This is a genomic window from Amycolatopsis orientalis DSM 43388 (assembly GCF_000411975.1).
GTDB classification, from domain to species: Bacteria; Actinomycetota; Actinomycetes; order Mycobacteriales; family Pseudonocardiaceae; genus Amycolatopsis; species Amycolatopsis orientalis_D.
Map to the genome: position 1 here is coordinate 1 of NZ_ASXG01000032.1, position 20,392 is coordinate 20,392.

Consider the following 20,392-nt stretch of genomic DNA (forward strand, 5'->3'; position numbering starts at 1 on the left):
GGAGAAGCCCTTGCCCTCGCCGCGCAGCAGAACGGCTTTCACCGCCGGGTCGCGGTCGAATTCCCGCCAGATGTCGGCGAGTTCGGCGTGCGCGGCTTCGCTGACCGCGTTGAGATTCGGGGCGTCGAGGACCAGTTCGATGACGCCGTCCTCGTCCGGCCCGTCGACCCGCAAGTTCTCGAATTGTGCGTAGCGGCTCATGCCGTTCCTTTCCTGCCGTCGCCGAGGAACAAGCCCTCGCGGTCGTATTTCCGCAGCTGCTGGACGTCGTCCGCGGTCACCTCGGGCAGTTCGCGCAGATCGTCCGCCACCGCGAGATCCCAGCCGCACCGCGACCGGACGTGCTCGACGCGTTCGGCCAGCGGCTCCGGCCCGGGCGCGATCGCGGTGAGCACCAGTTCCCCGTCCCGCCGGGTCAGGACGCCCAGGTCGGTCACGACGGCCCGGACCCGCGCGCCGGGGCTGGTGACGTAGCTGCATTTTTCGATGAACCTCCGCGGGCTCATCGTGCCGACGACGTACGTCTCGTCAGCCCCGGTCACCACGTCGTTGCCGCCGCCCGAACCCACGAGGTACGGGCCGCCTTCGATGCGCGTGGTGTTGATGTTGCCCTCGCGGTCGATCTCCGCCGCGCCGACGCAGGCGATCGACCGGGTCGCCGGGCCGTTCACCAGGTTCCCGAGCGCCTGCTCGGTGTCGAGCAGCACAGAGGACGACGGGAAGTTGGCGAAGCTGAAGATGAACGGGTCGCCGGGCGTCGGCGTGTAGTCCCAGAGGCCGAGTTCGGCCGCCAGCGCGACCTCGTGCCCGTCCGCCTTCGCCTGTTCGACGGCCACCCAGGCGGCGAGGTTCGCGAGCCCGGCGCCGGCCAGCACCCCGTCGGCGCCGGTTTCGGCGATCCGGGACCGGACGAGCGCGGCGAGCCAGGTCGCCGCGCGTTCCGGACGCGTCACCGGCCCGGTGTGCTCCCCGCGGCCGGTGGGCGGCGTCGGCCGGCCCAGCGTGCGGGTCAGCTCGGTGAGCCGTGCTTCGCCGAGCTTGGCCAGGTAAGCGTCGTGGTCCACGAGGATCCACTCGCGGATCCAGTCGTCGAAGTCCGCCGAACGGCTGGCCTCCCGCGCCGCGATCCAGAACTCGACGTCCTCGGCGTAGCCGTCCACCGGCAGCCGCGCGCCCTCGGTGCCGGGGAAGACCCCGCCCGGATGGGCGCCGAAGGGCGCCTCAACGACGGCCAGCACCCGGTGCGCCGGAACGCGGACGAAGGACGCCCACGGCCGCAGGTCGTCGACCACCTTCTCCACCGTCGCCAGCACCCCGCGCCGCGCGGCGAACGCGCCGATCGAACCCTCGAACATCGGCGGCGCGATGGCCAGATTGCCCTGCCGGTCGGCGACCGCGGCGTGCACGATCGCGACGTCCGGCGTGAGCGGGGCGACGAGACCGACGCGCCCGAACGGCGTGTCGACCTCGGCGTAACCGGGGTTCTCGGCCATCGAAGAATCGCGCACCGAGCCGGTGACCACCGCGGGCACGCCGGTCGCGGCGGCGCGCAAACCCTGGATGTAGCTCAGGAACGACCAGTTCTCGACCTCGACCGAACCGTCCGCATAGGACTGCTGGAACACCGGATTGGGCGTGAACACGGGAAACGAGTCTCCCGAGTAGACAGTCACGACCTTTTCCAGGCACCCGGCGCGGAACAGCACCGCGCCGAGCGACGACAGACTGGCCATGATCAGCGTGAACCGCGACGGCCGCTGCCAGTGCTGCCGCGCGATCTCGCGCACCAGCGCGCTCCAGCGGCTGTGTCCGAGGATGACGTGCAGCGCGTCGCCCTCGCGAACATGGCGGGCGACAGCTTCGTCCAGGCGGCAGAACTCGGTCATCCGGCCACGACCACCAAAGTTTCGGCGACACACGCCGGTTTCTCCGCGCCTTCGAGTTCCACCGTGTACCGCGTGGTGACGGTGACGCCGGCGGCGCCCTCTTTCACCTCGGCGAAGGTCGCGCGGGCGCGCAGCCGCGAGCCGACCGGAACCGGGGCCGGGAAGCGGACCTTGCCCAGCCCGTAGTTGATCCGCGCGGACCCGAAGTCGAGCCGGACCAGCTGCGCGCTGAAATACGGGATCAGCGACAGGGTGAGGAAACCGTGCGCGATCGTCGTCCCGAACGGTCCGTTCGCGGCCCGCTCGGGGTCGGTGTGGATCCACTGGCGGTCTTCGGTGGCTTCGGCGAACGCGTCGATCCGCGCCTGGTCGACGGCGAACCACTCGGTCGGCCCGATTTCCTCGCCGATCGCCGCCCGGACTTCGTCGGCCGAAGCGAAGACGCGGCTCATTCCGACACCCGCTCGAAGACCGCGGCCAGGCCCTGCCCGCCGCCGATGCACATGGTTTCCAGCCCGTAGCGGGCCTCGCGGCGCTGCATTTCCCGTGCCATGGTGGCGAGGATGCGGGTGCCGGTCGCGCCGACCGGATGGCCCAGCGAGATCCCGGAACCGTGCACGTTGAGCCGGTCGAAGTCGGACTCGCCGAAGCCCCATTCGCGGGTGCAGGCCAGCGCCTGCGCGGCGAACGCCTCGTTGAGTTCGATCAGGTCGATGTCGGAGATCTTGAGCCCGGCGCGTTCCAGAGCGAGCGCCGTGGCGGGCACCGGACCGATGCCCATCACCTTCGGCTCGACCCCGGCCACACCGTGCGAGACCAGCCGCACCAGCGGGCGAAGGCCCAGTTCGGCGGCGCGTTCGCGGGTGGTCACGATGCACACGGCGGCGGCGTCGTTCTGGCCACTCGCGTTCCCCGCGGTGACCGTCGCCTCCGGATCCTGCTTGCCCAGCACCGGCTTCAGCTTCGCGAGCGTTTCGACGGTCGTGTCCGGCCGCGGGTGCTCGTCGGTGTCCACGACGATGGTGCCCTTCCGCGTCTCCACCGGGACCGGAACGATCTCCTCGGCGAACACCCCGGACTGCTGCGCGGCGACGGCCCGCCGGTGCGATTCGGCGGCGAGCCGGTCCTGCTCCTCGCGCGTGATGCCGTACTGCCGTCGCAGGTTCTCCGCGGTCTCCAGCATTCCGCCGGGCACCGGGTAGTGCTTGCCGCCGGGGGTCTGGCGGCCGCGGGTGAGCGAGTCGTGCAGGTGGACGCCCGCGCCGCCGGCGCCCCAGCGCAGGTCGTTGGCGTAGAAGACGGTGTTGGACATGCTTTCCGCGCCGCCCGCGACGATCAGGTCGCTCGCACCCGCCTGCACCTGCAGCGCGGCCAGCAGCACCGACTGCAGCCCGGAGCCGCAGCGGCGGTCGACCTGCATGCCGGGGACGGTGACCGGCAGTCCCGCGTCGAGCGCGACGACGCGGCCGATGGCGGGGGCTTCGGCGCTGGGGTAGCAGTGGCCGAGGATCACGTCGTCGATCGCGTCGGCGGGCAGGCCGGTGCGCTCCAGCAGGCCCTTGAGCGCGATGGTGCCGAGGTCGGCGGCGGGCACGCTCTTGAGCGAACCGCCGAAGCGGCCGATCGGGGTGCGGACAGGTTCGCAGATGACGGCGTCACGCATGGGGAGTGCCTTCCTCGTGATAGTCGGCTTCGAGGCTGGTGCGCGGCCCGGCGTCCCCGACGAGGGTCAGGGTCGCGCCGCCGGGCCGCGGCTCGGTGCGCAGGTGCGCGGGCTGGCCGCAGAACAGCGGGGCCAGGTTGCGGTGCGCCAGCCGGGTGACCCGCGCGCCGGGGGAGTCCAGGCGCAACACCTCGGCCAAAGCCAGCGACATCAGCGGCCCGTGCACGACCAGGCCGGGATAGCCCTCGACCCTGGTCGCGTACGGCCAGTCGTAGTGGATGCGGTGCGCGTTCGCGGTGGCGGCGGAGAAGCGCATCAGCAAGGCGGGGTCGGTGGCGAACTCCCAGCCGTCCTCGCCGCGCCGGAACGGTGCGCCCGCCAGCGCGGCGGGTTCGACCGGTGCTTCGGACGCGGTCGCGCCGGCTTCGCGGTAAATCAGGTCCTGCCGTTCCTCGACGAGCGGCGAGCCGTCCACTCCGGACAGCACGGTCCGCACGACGACGATCACCAGCTGTCCGGAGCGGCCGGATTTCTCCGTCACCGAGTCCACAACGGACCGGCGGGTCACCGTCTCGCCGATCTTCGGCGGCCGGTGCACGGTCACCTCGCCGCCGGCGAACATCCGCCGCGGCAGGTCGACCGGCGGCAGGAACGTCCCGCGCGCCGGATGCCCGTCCGAGCCGAGTTCCGAGGAAACCGGCCAGCGGGGGAGCGCGACCCAGTGCCACAGCGGCGGCAGGTCGTCGCCCGGCCGCGGCGCGGGCAGCCCGTTGTCGAACAGCGCGGCCAGCGCCGCGACCGGGGCCGGGTCGACCAGCTCCGCGGTCGTGACCGCGTGCGGTTCCCAGCCGGTCACATGAACCGCCCGCCGGTCACCTCGAGCACCGTGCCGGTCATGTACGACGACAGATCGGAGGCGAGAAACAGTGCCACCGAAGCGATTTCGCCGACCTCGCCGGCGCGGCGCATCGGGATCTCGGCCATCTTCTGGTCCCACGCCTTCTGCGGCATGGCCTCGGTCATCGCGGTGCGGATCAGGCCGGGCTGGATCGCGTTGACCCGGACGCCGTGGTGCGCCATCTCCTTCGCCGCGGCCTTGGTCAGGCCGACGATCCCGGCCTTGGCCGCGGAGTAGTTCGTCTGGCCGACCATGCCGACCTTGCCCGACAGCGACGACAGGTTCACGATCGCGCCGCTCTTGCGTTCCCGCATGATCGCCGCGGCCTTGCGGGTGCCGTTCCAGGTTCCCTTGAGGTGCACGGAAATGACCTGGTCGAAGTCTTCCTCGGTCATGGTCCGCATGGTCGCGTCGCGGGTGATGCCCGCGTTGTTGACGAACACGTCGACCGGGGAGAACGCCTCGTCCGCAGCGGCGAGCAGAGCGTCCACATCGGCCGCTTTGGTGACGTCGCACGCGACGCCGACAGCTTCCCCGTCCAGGCTTTCGGCGGCTTTCGCGGCCGCTTCGCCGTTGAGGTCGCCGAGCACGACGCGGGCGCCCTGGGCGACGAAAAGCTGGGCGATGGCGAGTCCGATGCCTTGTGCGCCGCCGGTGACGACAGCGGTCCGGCCGTTGAGCAGAGTCATGGCGTTCCCTCAGATCTTGTTGCGGGCGACGAGCTGGGCGGCGATGACGTTGCGCTGGATTTCGTTGGTGCCTTCGCCGACGATCATCAGCGGCGCGTCGCGGAAATAGCGTTCGACGTCGTATTCCCGGGAGTAGCCGTAGCCGCCGTGGACGCGGATGGCGTCGAGCGCGACCTGCATCGCGGTTTCCGAAGCGAACAGCTTGGCCATCCCGGCTTCCATGTCCGCGCGCACGCCCGCGTCGAGCTTCTCCGCGGCGTCCAAAGTGAGCAGCCGGGCCGCGCGCATCTTCGTGGCCATGTCGGCGAGCAGGTTGCCGACGGACTGGTGCTTCCAGATCGGCTTGCCGAAGGATTCGCGTTCCTGGGCGTAGCGGACGGCGTCGTTCAACGCGGCCTGCCCGACGCCCAGCGCCCGCGAGGCGACCTGGATCCGGCCGACTTCCAGCCCGCGCATCATGTGCGACCAGCCCTGGTTCGGCTCGCCGCCGAGCACCGCGTCCTTGCGCACCCGCTGTCCGTCGAACACCAGCTCGCAGGCCTCGACGCCGCGGTAGCCGAGTTTCGGCAGTTTCTTGGAGATGGTGAGACCGTCGCCGGGTTCGACGAGGAGCACGCTCATGCCGCGGTGCGCGGGTTTCGCGTCGCGGTCGGTGATGCACAGCAGGCCGATCAGGCCGGAGTGCGCGGCGTTGGAGATCCAGGTCTTCGAGCCGGTGATCGTGTACCCGTCGTCGGTCGGCACCGCCTGGGTGCGCATCGCTTGCAGGTCGCTGCCGCCGCCCGGTTCGGTCAGCGCCATCGTCGCGCGGATGCGGCCTTCGGCCATCGCGGGCAGGTACTTCTCGCGCTGCTCCGGAGTGCCGAACGTCTTGATCAGGTAGGTGATGACGGAGTGCCCGCCGATCGCGCCGGCGAGGCTCATCCAGCCGCGCGCGAGTTCCTCGGTGACCCGGGCGAAACAGGCGGTGCTGACGTCCACGCCGCCGTATTCGGCCGGCGCGAGCAGGCCGAAGAAGCCGAGTTTCTTCATCTCGTCGATGAACTCGGCCGGATAGATGTCGTCGGCTTCGAATTCGCGGACCCGGGGCCGGACCCGTTCGTCCACGAACTCCGCGACCAGGGCGACCATCTGCTGTTCGTCGTCGGTGAGCGTCATCGCCCGTTCCCTTCTCGTGCCTGCCGGAGGACGCGCTGGGCGCGCTCCAGCACCGGCTTGTCGACCATCTGCCCGCCCACCGCGACCGCGCCGCCCGTTTCGGCGGCGTCGAGGACCGACCGCGCCCAGCGGACTTCTTCGCGTGACGGCCGCAGTGCCGCGGCGGCGACGGGTACCTGTTTCGGGTGCACGCACAGCTTTCCGGCGAACCCGAGTCGCCGTGCGTAGTGGACTTCGTCGGTGAGGTGTGCCTCGTTGTCCAGATCCGCGGTGACGCCGTCGATCGGCCCCGGCAGTCCGGCGGCGGCGGAGGCGAGCACGAGCGCGCCCCGCGCCGCGACGAACGCGTCCCGGTCGGCCGGGTCGGCGCCCAGTTCCGCGGCGAGATCGAAGCTGCCGAACGCGAGGCGCTGCACGTTCGGGACGGTCGCGGTCTCCCGCGCGTCCAGCACGCCGCGCGCGGTTTCGACCAGCGCGATCACGACCGGCAGCACGCCGAGCTGTTCGCCCGCCGCGCGGGTCGTCGCGGGTTCGGCCTTCGGCAGCATCACGGTGCACCGGCGCCGCCTGAGCACGGCGAGATCTTCGTCGTGCCAGGCGGTGCCGGCGGCGTTGACCCGCACCGCGCACTCGGGGTTCTCCTCGAGCCACGCGACGACTTGTTCCCGCGCGTACTCCTTGCGGTCCGGGGCGACGGCGTCCTCCAGATCGAGCACGACCAGGCTCGGTCCGGCGGCCATCGCCTTGCCGAAGCGTTCCGGCCGGTCGCCCGGGACGAACAGGAGGGTCGCCGCTTCCCGGGCCCGGGCAGCCGCGCGGCTGGTCATTTCTGCGCCTTCTTCGCCTGGCGGACCAGGCCGCCGCCGATGATCAGGCGCTGGATCTCGCTGGTGCCTTCGTAAAGCCGCAGCAGCCGGATGTCGCGGTAGATCCGCTCGACCGGCACCTCGCGCATGTACCCGGTGCCGCCGTGGATCTGCACCGCGAGGTCGGCGACCTTGCCCGCCATCTCCGTGCAGTACAGCTTCGCCGCGGACGGCCCGATCCGGCGGTCCTCGCCGGAGACGTAGCGCGCCGCGGTCTCGCGCACCAGCGCACGCCCGGCCATCACGCCGGTCTGCTGGTCGGCCAGCATTGCTTGCACCAGCTGGAAATCGCCGATCGGCTGACCGCCCTGCGTCGCCGACGCGGCGTACGCGACGGACTCGTCCAACGCCCGCTGCGCGGAACCGACCGCGAGCGCGGCGATGTGGACACGGCCGCGAGCCAGCGACGTCATCGCGGCGCGGTATCCGGCGTCCTCGTTCCCGCCGACGAGCGCGGAGGCCGGCACGCGAACGTTGTTGAAGGTGACGTCCGCGGTCCAGGCGCCTTCCTGGCCCATCTTCTTGTCCTTCGGCCCGACCTCCAGGCCCGGCGTGTCCGCCGGGACGAGGAACACCGCGATGCCGGGCCCGGAGTCGTCCGCGGGGCGGGTGCGCGCGAAGACGACGAACAGGTCCGCGATGGGCGCGTTGGTGATGAACCGCTTCTGCCCGTCGAGCACCCAGTCGTCGCCGTCGCGCACCGCCTTGGTGCGCAGCCCGGCGGGATTGGACCCGGCGCCCGGCTCGGTCAGCGCGAACGACGCGACGACCTCGCCCGAGGCGATGCGCTCGAGCCACTGCTTTTTCTGGTCCTCGGTGCCGAAGCCGACCAGCACCTGCCCGGCGATGCCGTTGTTCGTGCCGAACATCGACCGCAGCGCGAGCGAGGTGTAGCCGAATTCCATCGCCAGCTCGACGTCCTGGGTCAGGTCGAGCCCGAGCCCGCCCCATTCCTGGGGGATCGCGTAGCCGAACAGGCCCATCTCCGCCGCCTGCGCGCGCAGATCGTCGGGGATGGCGTTGCCGTCCATGATCTCCTGCTCGCGCGGAACGACCTTCGCCCGGACGAAGTCGCGCACCAGCTCCAGGATCGGCCGGAAGTCCTCGGGGGTAACCGCTGCTGCCATGCCCCCACTATGACGCAGACCGCCCGCTGAGAAAATACTTTATCAGAAATCATCGAATGCCTCACACTGCCGGATGATCTCCGCGGCTATCATCACCGCAGGTCAGAGCGATATTGCGCGCGCGGCGAGCGCTCCTCCGGGAGACCGGAGCGGCCGCTGCGGGTGCCACGGTCGTGTAATACTTCATCCGATACCGCCGCCGAGGCAGGATGGGAGAAGGTCGTGGCGATGCCCGAAACCGCGAGCGCCGGACCGCGCCGCACCGGTCCGGCGAACCTCAAGGCGATGGCCGCGCAGGAGATCCGCCGCCGCGTCTTCTCCGGTCAGCTGCGCGCCGGGGCGAAGATCGACCAGGAGGCGCTCGCCGACGAACTCGGCATCAGCAAGCTGCCCATCCGCGAAGCGCTGATCACGCTCGACCACGAGGGCGTGGTGGAGCACATCGCCCGGCGCGGCGCGTTCGTCGCGCAGATGACGAGGGACGACATCCGGGACCACTTCCGCGTGTTCGGCGTCGTGTCCGGCTTGGCCGCGGAGCGGGCGGCGAAGAACCTGTCCCCGGAAAGCCTGCAAGCGCTGCACGACCTGGCGGACCGGATGGAGTCCGCGGCGGACCGGGCCGAACAGGAACGGCTGAACTACGAGTTCCACCGGCGGATCAACTACGCCGCCGACTCGCGCCGGCTCCTCTCCCTGCTCGGCATCCTGGTCAAAACCGTGTCGCACGGGTTCTACGAGGCACACGAAGACTGGCCGGACAAGGCGCGCGACGACCACCGGCTGATCCTGGCCGCGCTGTCGGCCCGCTCGGCCGCCAAGGCGCGCACGCTGGTGGAGAAGCACCTCGCCGACGCGGGCGAACGCGCGGTGGCGTTGCTGGAGCGGCAAGGCTTCTGGGACCGCTGAGCGAGGCCGCCGCACGGTTGTGCGAAGTGAGGTTTTATGGCTCCGCCCGGCCCCCGTTACGGTCGATTTCATGGAGCGGAACTTTCAGTCGGCCGAAGACCTCGCGGCCGCCTTGCGGGCCGGTGAAGTGTCCTCAGTGGACTTGACCGACGCGGCGATCGCCCGCATCGAGCGGGAAGACAAGGCGCTCAACGCGATCTGCGTGCCGGACTTCGCCCGGGCCCGCGCCGCCGCGCGGGAGGCCGACCAGGCGCGCGCCCGCGGCGAAGACCGGCCGCTGCTCGGCATCCCGGTCACGGTCAAGGAGTGCTACAACGTCGCCGGACTTCCCACGACCTGGGGCCTGCCCGAGCACCGGGACTTCCGCCCCGCCGAAGACGCACTGCAGGTCTCGCGGCTCAAATCCGCCGGCGCGGTCCTTCTCGGCAAGACCAACGTGCCCCGAGGCTTGCAGGGTCTGCAGAGTGCCAATCCGGTCTACGGCACCACCAACAACCCGTGGGACCACGACCGCACGCCGGGCGGCTCCTCCGGCGGATCGGCCGCGGCTCTGGCGGCCGGCTTCGGCGCGCTGTCCATCGGCTCCGACATCGGCGGTTCGCTGCGCACCCCCGCGCATTTCTGCGGGGTCTACGGGCACAAGCCGTCGCTCGGCCTGGTGCCGAACCGCGGCATGGTCCTGCCGGACACGCCCGCGTTGCCGGTCGACCTGGACCTCGCCGTCGTCGGCCCGATGGCCCGCACCGCCCGCGACCTCGCGCTCCTGCTCGACGTCATGGCCGGACCGGACCCGCTGACCTACGGCGTGGCCCACGAACTGGCCCTTCCGCCCGCGCGCCACGAGAAGCTGAGCGACTTCCGGGTCCTGGTGCTCGACGACCACCCGTTCCTGCCGACCGGAGCCGCCGTGCGCGCCGGAGTGCAGCGGGTAGCCGACGCCCTGGCCGACGCCGGCGCCCAAGTCGAACGTCACAGCCCCTTGCTGCCCGATCTGGAGGAAGCCGCGACGCTCTACACCCAATTGCTGTTCTCCGGCTCGGTCGCGCGGTTCCCCGTCGACGCCTACGAGCACTTGCAGACCCGCGCCGCCGCACTGAGCGACAACGACCAGGGCCTGGACGCGGCGCGGCTGCGGGGAATGGTGCTCACCCACCGCGACTGGCTCGCGGCGGACCACCGCCGCGAACTCCACCGGCACGCCTGGCGGCAGTTCTTCGCCGAGTTCGACGCGGTGGTGTGCCCGGTGACGCCGACCCCCGCGTTCCCGCACGACCCCGATCCCGATCTGCTGGCCTGCCGGATCGACATCGACGGCGTCCAGTACCCGTTCTTCGACCAGCTGGTCTGGGCCGGTCTGGCCACCATGCCCGGACTGCCCGCCACCGCCGTGCCCGCGGGCCTTTCCCCGGAGGGCTTGCCGGTGGGGGTGCAGATCGTCGGCCCGATGTTCGAGGACCGGACACCGCTGCGGCTGGCTGAGCTGCTGGAGCAGAAGATCGGCGGGTTCCGGGAGCCGCATTGACACTCCGCTCCGTCATTCATACATTATCTCCAACTTTGCATGAATGACGGAGCGGAGCTGGTTCGGATGAAGCTCGGCAAGACCGCTGTCGTCCTCGGCGGAAGCGTCGCGGGCCTGTGCACGGCCGGGGCGCTGGCCCCGCACTTCGACCAGGTGCTCGTGCTGGAGCGCGACGAGCTTCCGGAGGGAGCCGAGCATCGGCGCGGCGTGCCGCAGAGCAAGCACCCGCACTTCCTGCTGAACTCCGGCCGCCGGGCGATCACCGAGCTCTTTCCCGGGTTCGAGGACGACCTCGTCGCGGCGGGCGGACTGCATCTGATGCCGTCGATGGACGCCGCCTACCTGGACCGCGAGGGCTGGTCGGCGCGCAAGCGCAGTGCGATGACGATGGTCTACAGCTCGCGCGTCCTGATCGAACGCGTGCTGCGGGACAAGGTGCGCGAACTGTCCAATGTGGAGATCCGGGAGCACGTCTCGGTGCGCGGCCTGGCCACTGCGGGCGGAGCGGTCACCGGCGTGGACCTCACCGCGCCCGGCGGCGAGGAGCATGTGGACGCCGACTTCGTCGTGGACGCGATGGGCCGCGGCTCGCCGGTCGCGAAGTGGCTGGTGGCGGCGGGTTGGCCGGAGCCGGAGGTGCGGACGCTCGACGCCAAGGTCACCTACACGTCGCGCTGGTACGAACTGCCCCCGCCCGAGCGCCGTCCGGCGTCCTGGTGGTGGCGGCATCTGGTGCTGATGCCGACGCAGGACCGCGGCCGGCACCCCGCCGAGCACGAGTACCTGGTCAACTTCTTTCCGATCGAAGGCGACCGGGTCATCGCCTGCATGGGCTCATGGGGGCTGGAAATGCCGCGGACGGCCGACGCTTTCGTCGAATCCGCGCGCCGGACGCGGACGCCGTTGTTCGCGGCCGCGATGGACCGGTGCACGCCGGCCTCGGAGGTGCATCTGACGCGGTCCACCGGCAACCGCTGGCGGCGCTACGACCGCTGGGCGAGCCCGCCGCGCGGCCTCGTGTTCGTCGGCGACTCGATCTGCGCGTTCAATCCGTTCTACGCACAGGGCATCAGTTCCGCTTCGGGTTCGGCGCTGCTGCTGCGCGCACATCTGGCCCGCGCCGCCAGTCTCGACCCCGGTTTCAGCGCGCGATTCCTGCGGGCGCAACGCAAACTGCTCCAGGTGCCGTGGACGCTGGCGATGGCCCGCGATCGGGGTTACGAGTGCGCGGAGGGCACCGAACGGCTGCCCGCGTGGCAACGCCGTCTGCTCGCGGCTGTCTCCGCTCCCGCGTTCAGCCTCATCGTCGGCGCCGCCCGGGAGGACGACGTCGTCGACGAGCACTTCGCCAAGGTGTTCAACCTGGACGAGTCGCTGGGCGACATGATGCGCAGCCCGCGTGTGCTCGCCGGACTGGCTCGCTACTGCGTCCGCTCCGCGCTCGGCAGGCACCGCGTGCCCTTCGGCTTCGATCCGCAAGCGGAGCCGCCCGCCACCGACTATTCGCCGGTCGCGGTCGCGGGATGAGCGCCGCCTGCGGGCCGGAGGCGGAGGAGGTCACCCGGCAGCTCGGCTTCGACTGCCACCAGGTCAGCCCGGTGGTCTCGGTCCGGGCGCCGTGGGAGTTGGCGCACTGGACGATGCCGCTGCTGGAGCTGCTGATCATCAGCGGCGCGGTTTTCGCGCTCTGGCACGCCATCCGCCGCTACCGCGCGGGCGACCCGGTCAACCTGGCGCTGTGGTGGGCTTCGCTGGTCTATCTCGTCGTCACCGAACCGCCGCTGTATTTCCCCGAATGGTTCGGCCTGGACCGGCTGTACGGATTCATCTTCGCGCACAACCGGTTCACCGTGCAGTTCATGGGGGACCGGCTGCCGCTCTACATCGTGGCGTTCTATCCGGTGATCAGCCAGCTCGCCTACGAACTCGTGCGGTCGCTGGGGATTTTCCGCAGCCGCGGCCCGCTGGCCGGGTCCGTCGCGGTGGCGCTCGCCTGCCAGATCTTCTACGAGGTTTTCGACCAGGTGGGCCCGCAGCTGAAGTGGTGGGCCTGGAACCCGGCCAACCGCATCGTCAACCAGCCCGCGCTGGCTTCCGTGCCGATGACCAGCATGCTGCTGTTCGCCTCGGTTTCGATGGCGGCGATGACTTACCTGGTCGTGCGTTTCACCGGCAGCCCGACGCGCCGCGGCTGGCGATTGGTTCCGCGCGTTCTCGCCGCGGGCGTCCTCACTCCGTTCACCATGGCGGTCGCCGGGCTCCCGGCGAGCCTGTTCGACGGCAACCGCCCGGTGCAGACGTGGGTGCTGGGCGCGGAATTGGCCCTCGTCTGGCTCGGCGGCGCATGGATCGTCGGGGCGCAGGTGCGTTCCGGCGAGCGCCGGAACGAGCCGCTGTCGGCCTTCGGCCGGTACTACCCCTGGATCTACCTGGGCGGGATGGCGGTGTTCTGGCTCGGCGCGCTGCCTGCTTACCTCGGCGCCCGGAACGGCGTCACCAGCGCCGGTTCTCCGATCGGAAGCGGCCCGTACGCGCTCGCGTGTTTCGTCGGCGCCGGCCTGCTGCTGGCCGCGCAACGCGCCGTCCGTCGTTGAGCCGAGGTTTCGTCTGGGACGATAGCCGCCATGGGGTACCACGGATGGCAGGGCCACCCGCCCGGCGCCGAGGACGAGGCACGCCGCCGGATCGTGCAGGCGGCGATCGCGTGCATCGACCGCGCCGGGCTGGCGAAGACCAACCTCTCCCACATCGCCGCGGAAGCCGGGGTCACCCGGCAGACCGTCTACCGCTATTTCCCCGGCCTGGCCGAGATCCTGCGGGCCGTCGCGCACGCGGGCGCCGACGAGTTCGCCGAACGGATGCGGCAGCACCTGTCCACGTTCGACAGCCCGGTCGAGGTCGCCGTCGAATCCGTCGTCTTCGCCGTCCGCAGCCTGCCCGACGAGCCTTACCTCGGTCTCCTCCTGCAGGCCGGGGAAGCCGACTACTTCACCGCCGGAACCGCCACGCCGCCGTCGTTTTCCCTGGGCGCGCGGATCCTGCGGGACACCGAGGTCGACTGGGCCGCCGCCGGGGTGCGCACCGACGCCGAACTCCAGGAACTCGCCGAGATCTTGATGCGGCTGTTCATGTCGTTCCTGCAATACCCTTCGACGCCCCCGGCGACCGACGACGAACTCCGCGGGATGGTGCGCCGCTGGATCGGACCGGCCCTGCGCGGGTGATCCGCCCGCCCGGTCAGGACCAGGCGACCGGAAGCTGGTGCAACCCGTAGATGTTCATGTTGGTCCGCAACGGCACCTCCTCCGCCGGAACCGCCAGCCGCAGGCCGGGGAAGCGGCGCAACAACCCCTCGAACCCGGCGCGCATCTCGATCCGGGCCAGCTGCTGTCCCAGGCACTGGTGGATGCCGTGCCCGAACGCGACCTGCCCGCGGACCTTGCGGCGCAGGTCGATGGTGTCGGGGTGCTCGAAGTGCCGCGGGTCGCGGTTGGCCGCGAGCAGGGACACGACGACGGTCGAGCCGGCCGGGATCGTCTCGCCGAAGAGTTCGACGTCCTCGGTCGCGTAGCGGTAGAAGATGTCCGCCACCGACAGGTAGCGCAGCAGCTCTTCCACTGCGTTCGGGAACAGCGTCGGGTCGGCGCGCAGCTCAGCGAGCTGCGCGGGGTTCTCCAGCAACGCGAACGCGCCCAGCGACAGCATGTTCGCGGTGGTCTCGTGTCCGGCGAGCAACAGCAGGAACGCCATGCCGGTCAGCTCTTCGACGCTGAGGTCCTCGTCGCGGGCGAGGTCGGAAAGGATGTCCTCGCCGGGGTCGGCGCGCTTGTCCGCGCACAGCTGGCCGAGGTAGCCCATCATCGCGCCGAACGCGGCCATCTTGTCTTCGAGGTTCACGTCCCGTTCCATGAACTTCGACGAGTTCGCCTGGAAGGTCTCGCGGTCGGCGTAGGGAACCCCGAGCAGCTCGCAGATCACCAGCGACGGCACCGGAAGCGCGAACTCCCGCACGAGATCGACCGGCTGGGGGAGCTGCGCGAGCGCGTCCAGCTGCTGTTCGGTGATCTTGATGATGCCGTCTTCGAGCTGCTTCATCCGCTTGACAGTGAAGGCCCCGGTGAGCTTGCGCCGCAACCGGGTGTGGTCGGGCGCGTCCATGCTGATGAACAGGCCGGGGATCTGCGGCGACGGCTCGGTGGCGACCGGCATTCCCGGCGTTTCGTAGGGCACGTGGAGCGCGCCGAGGTCCTGGCGGCTGCTGAAGCGCGCGTCGGACATGACCTGCCGCACCGCGTCGTAGCCGGTGACCAGCCAGCCCTCGTGGCCGTCCGGGAACAGCATCGGGCTGACCGGACGGGTTTCGCGCAGCGCGGTGATCGCGGCGGGCGGGTCGAACGGGCCGGCGTCGCGGTCCATCGGCAGGCCGTTGACCGGGGAAAGCTGCTGGCTCATCGGGAATCCTTTCGTGGTGGCTTGGTGTCCCCACGATCTCCGGGAGGCCAGACACGGAGCCGTCACGGCGCTGACACGAGCTCAGGCCCGCGTCAGCGGCACCGCGACCAGTTCGGTCCACGCCGTCGCGGCACCCTCCCGAGCGGCCTGGTCGAACGCTTCGTCTCCGAGCTGGTTTCGCGCCTCCTGCTCGATTCGCGCTACGTCCGGGTCCGACAAGTCCTTCTGGCCGAGGACCTGCGCGCTCGCCGCGAGCAGCCGCGCGGCGTGGTCGTGCTGGGCGCGGCGAAGCGCCAGGTCAGCGACCCCGACGAGCGCGTGTGCGATCTCTGGCGCGCGTCCGGTCTCCGCGGCCGCGGCGCAGGCGGCGGCACGGTGTTCGCGCGCTTCGTCGAGATCGGCGGCGAACCAGGCGTGCAGGTCGTGGCTCGCCGCTCGCAGGTGCGGTTGCTGAGCCTCTTCGCCCAGCAGGCTCATCGCGTGGCCGAACTGCTCGAAGGCCTCCGGCGCGTTGCCCTCCCACCGGGCCAGCTCTGCCCGGACCAGTGCGAGCGAGGCCAGCGTCCCGGGCCAGGTGACGCCTTCCGCGAGCCTCTCCGCCTCAGCGACCGCGGCGGCGCAGGCGTCCTTGTCTCCGGCGAGCCAGTGCAGCCGGGCTTGCCGCATGCGCATCTGGACCACGTCGTCGAGCGCGGCCAGTTCTTCGACGACCGCGATCGCCTGTTCGAAGTGCTCGCCCCAGATCCAGTCGATCAGCGTGGCCTTCGGAACGACCTGGCCCGGCCGGAGCGCGAGGGCGGCGAGGAGCCCGCGCAACCGCGCGCCGGGAACGTCGGCCACGTCGCGGTCGCGGACCTCGAACGGACCCAGGAGCTTGATCTGCACCCGCCCGATCCTGCCATCCGATCGGGTGGTCAGGCAGCGGAATAGAGCACGATGTCGTCGAGCCGCGTGCGAGCGTGGACCTTGAGCGCGCCGCTGCCGCCGCCGGGCGTGCTCAGGCTGTTGCGCACGGCGCCCTTCGTGCTCTTCGCGTCCACGTCGGCGGCGATGCCCGCGCTGACCCCGACCTCGATCCCGCCGGCCGCGTTCGAAAGCTCCACCTGACCGCGCGTGACCCGCCCGATCCGGATCGGGCAGTGCGCGGCCTTGGCGACGACGCTGCCGTCCGCCGTGCCGATGTCGAAGCTGCCGTTCGCGCCGCCGAGCGCGACGTCGGACCGGGCGTGGCCGATCCAGACCTCGCCGTTGGCGCCCTGGCAGCGGATCTCGCCTTCGACCTCGCCCAGCCGCAGACCCGCCGCGCTGCCCTCGATCACCGCGTCGCCGCCGACGTGCGCGACCACGAGGCCGCCCGCGCCGAGGTTGCCGCGCAGCCCCGCGACCCGGTCGAGCCGCACCTGGCCGGAGCCGATGTTGACCTCGCAGTCGCCGAGCGTGCCGTCCGCCCGCACCTCGGTCCAGGCCGTGTTCAGGACCAGCGTGGACCCGGCGGGGAGTTCGATCGCGATGTCGACGGAACCGGTCTGGCGGCCGGACTTGGTCGTCTTGACGGCCAGCACGCCGTCGGCGAACTCGACCTTGGTCTTCTCGGCGACCTTCACGTCGGTGGGATCGGCCGCGTCGACGGGCCGCACCCGCACGGCGGTCTCGGCACGCTCTCCTGCGGTGATCCGGACCTTCGCCCCGGCGGTGGTGAGGGCGGCGGTGATGGGGTTGGGGGTGGTGAACGTGGACATTTGGAGTCTCCCTGCGTGGCTTGGTGGTTCGTGGTGACCACATTCGCCCGCTGGGCAGACACGCGGCTGTCACGGTGCAGACGCGGGAAGGCACCCGGGCAGTGCCGGTGTCAGCCTCGGGGCGGTTCGCTGTCGGGCAAGGAAAGCGCGCCCATGCCGTTGCGTCCCAGCGGTATGGGCGGCCGGGAATCCGTTTGAAGTTCCCGTGAATGTCGGCCGTCGTGGCGGATTTCTCCTCAGCGTGAGCGGCGCGCAGGGGGAACGTCGTGAAGGGGCGGGCCGGCGACCACCGTGTTGTGGATGGTTCCGATCCCCTGCACCGTCATCCGGACGTCGTCGCCGACGCGCAACGGCGGTGGCTGCCGCTCGCCGCGCCAGCCCCACAGTTCGGCGAGGCAGCCGCCTCCGCAGGTGCCCGAGCCGAGCACGTCGCCGGGCCGGACCCAGGTGCCCCGGCTGGCGTAGGCGATCAGTTCGGCGAACGTCCAGGCCATGTTCGCGAGCGTGTCGCCGCCGATGCGGGTGTCGTTGACGAAGCCCTCCATGGCGAGGTCGTACCGGCCGCCGCTTTCGCAGTCGGCCAGTTCGTCCGGGGTGACGAGCACGGGGCCGAGGGTGGTGGCGGTGTCCTTGCCCTTCGCCGGTCCGAGGCCGACGCGCATTTCCCGGCTCTGCAGATCGCGCGCGGACCAGTCGTTGAGGACGGTGAACCCGGCGATGTGGTCCACGGCCTCGGCCACGGAAAGGTTGAAGCCCGCTTTCCCGACCACGACCGCGACTTCGAGCTCGAAATCCAGCACCTCGCATCCGGGCGGCATCGGGACCGGCGTGCCGGAGCCGATCGCCGCGTGCGGGTTGGTGAAGTAGAACGCGGGAGCTTCGTACCAGGCGTCCGGGACCTCGCTGCTTCCGGTGATCGCGCGGAGCGAGCCGGCGGTGTGCTGTTCGAAGGTGATGAAGTCCCGGATGCTGGCGACCGGCACCGGGACCGCGATCGATCCGGTTTCGTCCCAGACCGCCTGCTGCCCGGCCGCGGCGGGACGGCCGGCAGCGAGCACTTCGAACACGTCCGCGGTCGCGGGGAGCAGCTCGATGCGATCGCCGTCGACGACACCGTAGCGCCGCACGCCGTCGACGAGTACGGAACCGATTCTCATGCCGTCTCCTCGTCGAAGATCGCCACCGCGCGGGTCCATCCGGCCGAGGCCGCGTGGATCTTGACCGGGAAGCAGGCGATCTGGAATCCGGTCGCCGGGAGGCTTTCCAGGTTGTGCAGCTTCTCGAGATGGCAGTAGCCGATCTCGCGCCCGGCTCGGTGGCCCTCCCAGATGACGGAGGGGTCGTGGTCGCGGGCGTAGCGTTCGGCGGTGTACCGGAACGGGGCGTCCCAGCTCCAAGCGTCGGTCCCGGTCACCCGCACCCCGTGCTCGAGCAGGTGCAGGGTGGCGGCGCGGCCGACTCCGCAACCGGAGTCGACGTAGTCGTCCTGCCCGTAGCGGGCGCCGGCCCGGGTGTTGACCACCACGATGTCGAGCGGGCGCAGCCGATGGCCGATCCGGTCGAGCTCGGCGTCGAGCTCGGCCGGGGTGACGACGTGGCCGTCGGGCAGATGGCGGAAGTCCAGCTTGACCCCCTGCTGGAAGCACCAGTGCAGGGGCACTTCGTCGATCGTCGTCGCCCGGCGTCCTCCGTCCATAGTGGACGCGTAGTGGTAGGGGGCGTCGAGATGGGTCCCGGTGTGGGTGGTGGCCTCGATCCGCTCGATCGCCCAGCCTTCGCCGTCGGGCAGGTCCGCGGCCGTCGCGCCGGGGAAGAAGCGGAGCAGGTCCGGGACGGACTGCTGGTGGTCGACGTAGGTGATCGAGGGCCGGTGGCCGGGCGGGTCGGAGGCGATCCCGCCGCGCAGCGGGACCGAGATGTCCACGAGCTTTCGCATGGCGCTCCTTATCGCGGGATGACCGGGACGAGCAGATGCGACGCGTGGTCGCCGCCGACGTGGACGGCGGCGCCGGTCGCCGGGCGGTGCAGATCGGGATGGTCGTGGGTCATGAAGCCGAGATCGCTGTCCCCGGCGACCAATTCGAGCCGCAGCCGCTCGCCCGGGGCGAGAGTGATGCTGGTGGGCCAGATCTCGACCTCGAGCAGGGCCGGCTCGCCGGGCACGAGCGGGATCTCCCGGGTGTGCGGGTGCCACGGCCGGTGCGGCAGCGACCGCTCCGGGTCGGTCTCGCGATGGGAAGCCTTGAGCCAGCCCATGGCCATCGGGATCGGGCCGCCTTGCGGGCCGACCGCCGGGATCGGCTCGCCGTCGGCACCGAGGTGCTGCACCCGCGCGAAGACGTCGAGGTCGTCCTGGTCGGCGCTGAGCCACAGACGGAGTGCGATCGGACCGGTCAGCTCAAGCGGTTCGGACACCGGGGCGGTGTCGAAGCGGGCGGGATAGCGCACCGTCGCGGCGTCCGCGGGCGGGTCCCAGTCGAGGACGCCGTCGCCGAGGTGAAGTTCCCGCCACTGGGTTTGCGGGAGCGGGAAGTCCGTGGCGTCGCGCCATTCGATCTCCCGTCCGTGCCGGATCGCCAGCCGCACCGGGGCCACGCCGTCCATGCGGCCGGGCTGGTCTTTGAGGAACTGGTCGAGGAAGCGCTGCTGCAGGTCCAGCGCCCACTCGGCGTAGTAGGGATCGATGTGGGTGCCGGTGTGCACCACGAGCCACTTGTCCCGCGACGCCGCGCGGGCCCAGCCTTCGATGTTGCCGCGAAGGTGCACGTGGAGGGCGCCCCAGTTGCCGGCCGAGAGCACCGGCACGGTGACGCGGTCGAGATCGACGAGGTGCGCTCGGTGGTAGTCGTCGAGCACGGGATGCTGGGGGAGCACCTCGCGCCAATCGTCGCCGTCGTCGCTGTTGCGCTGCGGGGTGATCTGACGGTTCCACCAGAACTCGAGGAACCCGTGGGCGTACAGGCCGCCCTGGTAGACGAAGTCGCGGTAGAAGTCGGTCGCGCCTTCCCAAGCCACGATCGCGGCGAGGTGCGGCGGCTGGAGTTCCGCCACCCGCCAGCCCATCATCGCGAGCCAGGAGATTCCGCTGGAAGCCACTTTGCCGTTGGACCACGGTTGTTCGCCCGCCCATTCGACGACGTCGTAGAAGTCCTCGGAGTCGCCCGGGCTCATCAGGTCCATCGGGCCGGGCGACTTGCCGGTGCCCCGGGTGTCCGCGCGCAGCACCGCGTAACCGCGGGCGGTCCACCACTCGGGATCCGGGGTCTCCCAGACCATGTGCTCGTTCTGCGGCACCAGCTCGTAGAGCGGATAGCGGTCCGGCCAGTGCACGTCCTTGCCGTAGGGGCTGATCGACGCCAGCGCGGGAAACGCGCCTTCGTCGTCGGGAAGGAACACGTCGGCCAGGATCGGCGAGCCGGTGCGGGTAGGGACCTCGACGTCCCGTTCGATGCGCATCTCAGAACTCCTGTGGGGTGGGCAGCCGCT

19 protein-coding genes and 1 pseudogene are annotated in these 20,392 nt (G+C 70.9%); 5 read left to right on the plus strand and 15 right to left on the minus strand.

Annotated features, from left to right (window positions below; translation table 11 throughout):
• The 9 genes and pseudogenes from L942_RS05725 to L942_RS05765 all read right to left on the minus strand — a co-directional run.
• Positions 1–201: pseudogene (locus L942_RS05725) on the minus strand (enoyl-CoA hydratase); the annotation flags it as partial.
• On the minus strand, positions 198–1,886 hold the full coding sequence (locus L942_RS05730) for a CoA-transferase (protein ID WP_037355755.1): 1,689 nt from the start codon (positions 1,884–1,886) through the stop codon (positions 198–200). The gene L942_RS05730 and the pseudogene L942_RS05725, both read right to left, overlap by 4 nt.
• A complete protein-coding gene (locus L942_RS05735) occupies positions 1,883–2,338 on the minus strand; it encodes a MaoC family dehydratase (protein ID WP_037355761.1) in 456 nt (151 codons plus the stop codon). The genes L942_RS05730 and L942_RS05735 overlap by 4 nt, the downstream gene beginning before the upstream one ends.
• Complete coding sequence (locus L942_RS05740; RefSeq protein WP_037355766.1) at positions 2,335–3,549, minus strand: acetyl-CoA C-acetyltransferase; 1,215 nt, start codon at positions 3,547–3,549, stop codon at positions 2,335–2,337. Before L942_RS05740 ends, L942_RS05735 begins: the two co-directional genes overlap by 4 nt.
• Entirely contained in the window at positions 3,542–4,405 is an 864-nt protein-coding gene (locus L942_RS05745; RefSeq protein ID WP_037355768.1) for an FAS1-like dehydratase domain-containing protein, read from the minus strand. Before L942_RS05745 ends, L942_RS05740 begins: the two co-directional genes overlap by 8 nt.
• A complete protein-coding gene (gene fabG / locus L942_RS05750) occupies positions 4,402–5,136 on the minus strand; it encodes a 3-oxoacyl-ACP reductase FabG (RefSeq protein WP_037355769.1) in 735 nt (244 codons plus the stop codon). The genes L942_RS05745 and fabG overlap by 4 nt, the downstream gene beginning before the upstream one ends.
• 9 nt (positions 5,137–5,145) lie before the next feature.
• Complete coding sequence (locus L942_RS05755; RefSeq protein WP_037355772.1) at positions 5,146–6,294, minus strand: acyl-CoA dehydrogenase family protein; 1,149 nt, start codon at positions 6,292–6,294, stop codon at positions 5,146–5,148.
• Positions 6,291–7,121, minus strand: coding sequence for an HpcH/HpaI aldolase/citrate lyase family protein (locus L942_RS05760; protein WP_037355775.1), 831 nt, complete (start codon positions 7,119–7,121; stop codon positions 6,291–6,293). Before L942_RS05760 ends, L942_RS05755 begins: the two co-directional genes overlap by 4 nt.
• Positions 7,118–8,287, minus strand: a complete 1,170-nt coding sequence (locus tag L942_RS05765; protein WP_037355783.1) for an acyl-CoA dehydrogenase family protein — start codon at positions 8,285–8,287, stop codon at positions 7,118–7,120. The genes L942_RS05760 and L942_RS05765 overlap by 4 nt, the downstream gene beginning before the upstream one ends.
• 228 nt (positions 8,288–8,515) lie before the next feature.
• On the opposite strand from L942_RS05765, the gene L942_RS05770 reads away from it, so the two are divergent.
• The 5 genes from L942_RS05770 (at position 8,516) to L942_RS05790 (ending at position 13,939) form a co-directional block, all read left to right on the plus strand.
• Positions 8,516–9,193 carry a GntR family transcriptional regulator gene (locus L942_RS05770; RefSeq protein WP_037355875.1) on the plus strand — a complete coding sequence of 226 codons (678 nt, stop codon included), beginning with the start codon at positions 8,516–8,518 and terminating at the stop codon, positions 9,191–9,193.
• Positions 9,194–9,263: 70 nt separating this feature from the next.
• A complete protein-coding gene (locus L942_RS05775) occupies positions 9,264–10,715 on the plus strand; it encodes an amidase (protein WP_037355791.1) in 1,452 nt (483 codons plus the stop codon).
• 66 nt (positions 10,716–10,781) lie between these two features.
• Positions 10,782–12,242 carry an FAD-dependent oxidoreductase gene (locus L942_RS05780; RefSeq protein ID WP_037355793.1) on the plus strand — a complete coding sequence of 487 codons (1,461 nt, stop codon included), beginning with the start codon at positions 10,782–10,784 and terminating at the stop codon, positions 12,240–12,242.
• Positions 12,239–13,309 carry a hypothetical protein gene (locus tag L942_RS05785; RefSeq protein ID WP_037355796.1) on the plus strand — a complete coding sequence of 357 codons (1,071 nt, stop codon included), beginning with the start codon at positions 12,239–12,241 and terminating at the stop codon, positions 13,307–13,309. The genes L942_RS05780 and L942_RS05785 overlap by 4 nt, the downstream gene beginning before the upstream one ends.
• 30 nt (positions 13,310–13,339) lie before the next feature.
• Positions 13,340–13,939, plus strand: a complete 600-nt coding sequence (locus L942_RS05790) for a TetR/AcrR family transcriptional regulator (RefSeq protein ID WP_037355798.1) — start codon at positions 13,340–13,342, stop codon at positions 13,937–13,939.
• Positions 13,940–13,952: 13 nt separating this feature from the next.
• On the opposite strand, the gene L942_RS05795 is transcribed toward L942_RS05790, so the two are convergent.
• The 6 genes from L942_RS05795 to L942_RS05820 all read right to left on the minus strand — a co-directional run bounded on the left by L942_RS05795 (position 13,953) and on the right by L942_RS05820 (position 20,362).
• Positions 13,953–15,167 (minus strand): cytochrome P450, encoded by a 1,215-nt coding sequence (locus L942_RS05795; RefSeq protein ID WP_037355801.1) that lies wholly within the window; start codon positions 15,165–15,167, stop codon positions 13,953–13,955.
• 81 nt (positions 15,168–15,248) lie between these two features.
• Positions 15,249–16,052, minus strand: coding sequence for a hypothetical protein (locus L942_RS05800; protein WP_037355804.1), 804 nt, complete (start codon positions 16,050–16,052; stop codon positions 15,249–15,251).
• Between the two features lie 29 nt (positions 16,053–16,081).
• The gene (locus L942_RS05805) at positions 16,082–16,906 is read right to left on the minus strand and encodes a hypothetical protein (protein WP_037355807.1); all 825 of its coding nucleotides are present in this window, start codon (positions 16,904–16,906) and stop codon (positions 16,082–16,084) included.
• A gap of 236 nt (positions 16,907–17,142) precedes the next feature.
• Complete coding sequence (locus tag L942_RS05810; protein WP_037355810.1) at positions 17,143–18,063, minus strand: fumarylacetoacetate hydrolase family protein; 921 nt, start codon at positions 18,061–18,063, stop codon at positions 17,143–17,145.
• Positions 18,060–18,842 (minus strand): cyclase family protein, encoded by a 783-nt coding sequence (locus L942_RS05815; protein WP_037355813.1) that lies wholly within the window; start codon positions 18,840–18,842, stop codon positions 18,060–18,062. Before L942_RS05815 ends, L942_RS05810 begins: the two co-directional genes overlap by 4 nt.
• 8 nt (positions 18,843–18,850) lie before the next feature.
• Positions 18,851–20,362 (minus strand): CocE/NonD family hydrolase, encoded by a 1,512-nt coding sequence (locus L942_RS05820; RefSeq protein WP_037355816.1) that lies wholly within the window; start codon positions 20,360–20,362, stop codon positions 18,851–18,853.
• Positions 20,363–20,392: the final 30 nt, after the last annotated feature.

What these genes read in the sequence shown, in the direction of transcription:
- L942_RS05785 (WP_037355796.1), top strand. Translation starts at nt 12,239, where the DNA reads ATGAGCGCCGCCTGCGGGCCGGAGGCGGAGGAGGTCACCCGGCAGCTC.
- L942_RS05735 (WP_037355761.1), bottom strand. Translation starts at nt 2,338, where the DNA reads ATGAGCCGCGTCTTCGCTTCGGCCGACGAAGTCCGGGCGGCGATCGGC.
- L942_RS05815 (WP_037355813.1), bottom strand. Translation starts at nt 18,842, where the DNA reads ATGCGAAAGCTCGTGGACATCTCGGTCCCGCTGCGCGGCGGGATCGCC.
- L942_RS05775 (WP_037355791.1), top strand. Translation starts at nt 9,264, where the DNA reads ATGGAGCGGAACTTTCAGTCGGCCGAAGACCTCGCGGCCGCCTTGCGG.
- fabG (WP_037355769.1), bottom strand. Translation starts at nt 5,136, where the DNA reads ATGACTCTGCTCAACGGCCGGACCGCTGTCGTCACCGGCGGCGCACAA.
- L942_RS05820 (WP_037355816.1), bottom strand. Translation starts at nt 20,362, where the DNA reads ATGCGCATCGAACGGGACGTCGAGGTCCCTACCCGCACCGGCTCGCCG.
- L942_RS05760 (WP_037355775.1), bottom strand. Translation starts at nt 7,121, where the DNA reads ATGACCAGCCGCGCGGCTGCCCGGGCCCGGGAAGCGGCGACCCTCCTG.
- L942_RS05795 (WP_037355801.1), bottom strand. Translation starts at nt 15,167, where the DNA reads ATGAGCCAGCAGCTTTCCCCGGTCAACGGCCTGCCGATGGACCGCGAC.
- L942_RS05730 (WP_037355755.1), bottom strand. Translation starts at nt 1,886, where the DNA reads ATGACCGAGTTCTGCCGCCTGGACGAAGCTGTCGCCCGCCATGTTCGC.
- L942_RS05805 (WP_037355807.1), bottom strand. Translation starts at nt 16,906, where the DNA reads ATGTCCACGTTCACCACCCCCAACCCCATCACCGCCGCCCTCACCACC.
- L942_RS05810 (WP_037355810.1), bottom strand. Translation starts at nt 18,063, where the DNA reads ATGAGAATCGGTTCCGTACTCGTCGACGGCGTGCGGCGCTACGGTGTC.
- L942_RS05790 (WP_037355798.1), top strand. Translation starts at nt 13,340, where the DNA reads ATGGGGTACCACGGATGGCAGGGCCACCCGCCCGGCGCCGAGGACGAG.
- L942_RS05765 (WP_037355783.1), bottom strand. Translation starts at nt 8,287, where the DNA reads ATGGCAGCAGCGGTTACCCCCGAGGACTTCCGGCCGATCCTGGAGCTG.
- L942_RS05755 (WP_037355772.1), bottom strand. Translation starts at nt 6,294, where the DNA reads ATGACGCTCACCGACGACGAACAGCAGATGGTCGCCCTGGTCGCGGAG.
- L942_RS05740 (WP_037355766.1), bottom strand. Translation starts at nt 3,549, where the DNA reads ATGCGTGACGCCGTCATCTGCGAACCTGTCCGCACCCCGATCGGCCGC.
- L942_RS05780 (WP_037355793.1), top strand. Translation starts at nt 10,782, where the DNA reads ATGAAGCTCGGCAAGACCGCTGTCGTCCTCGGCGGAAGCGTCGCGGGC.
- L942_RS05770 (WP_037355875.1), top strand. Translation starts at nt 8,516, where the DNA reads ATGCCCGAAACCGCGAGCGCCGGACCGCGCCGCACCGGTCCGGCGAAC.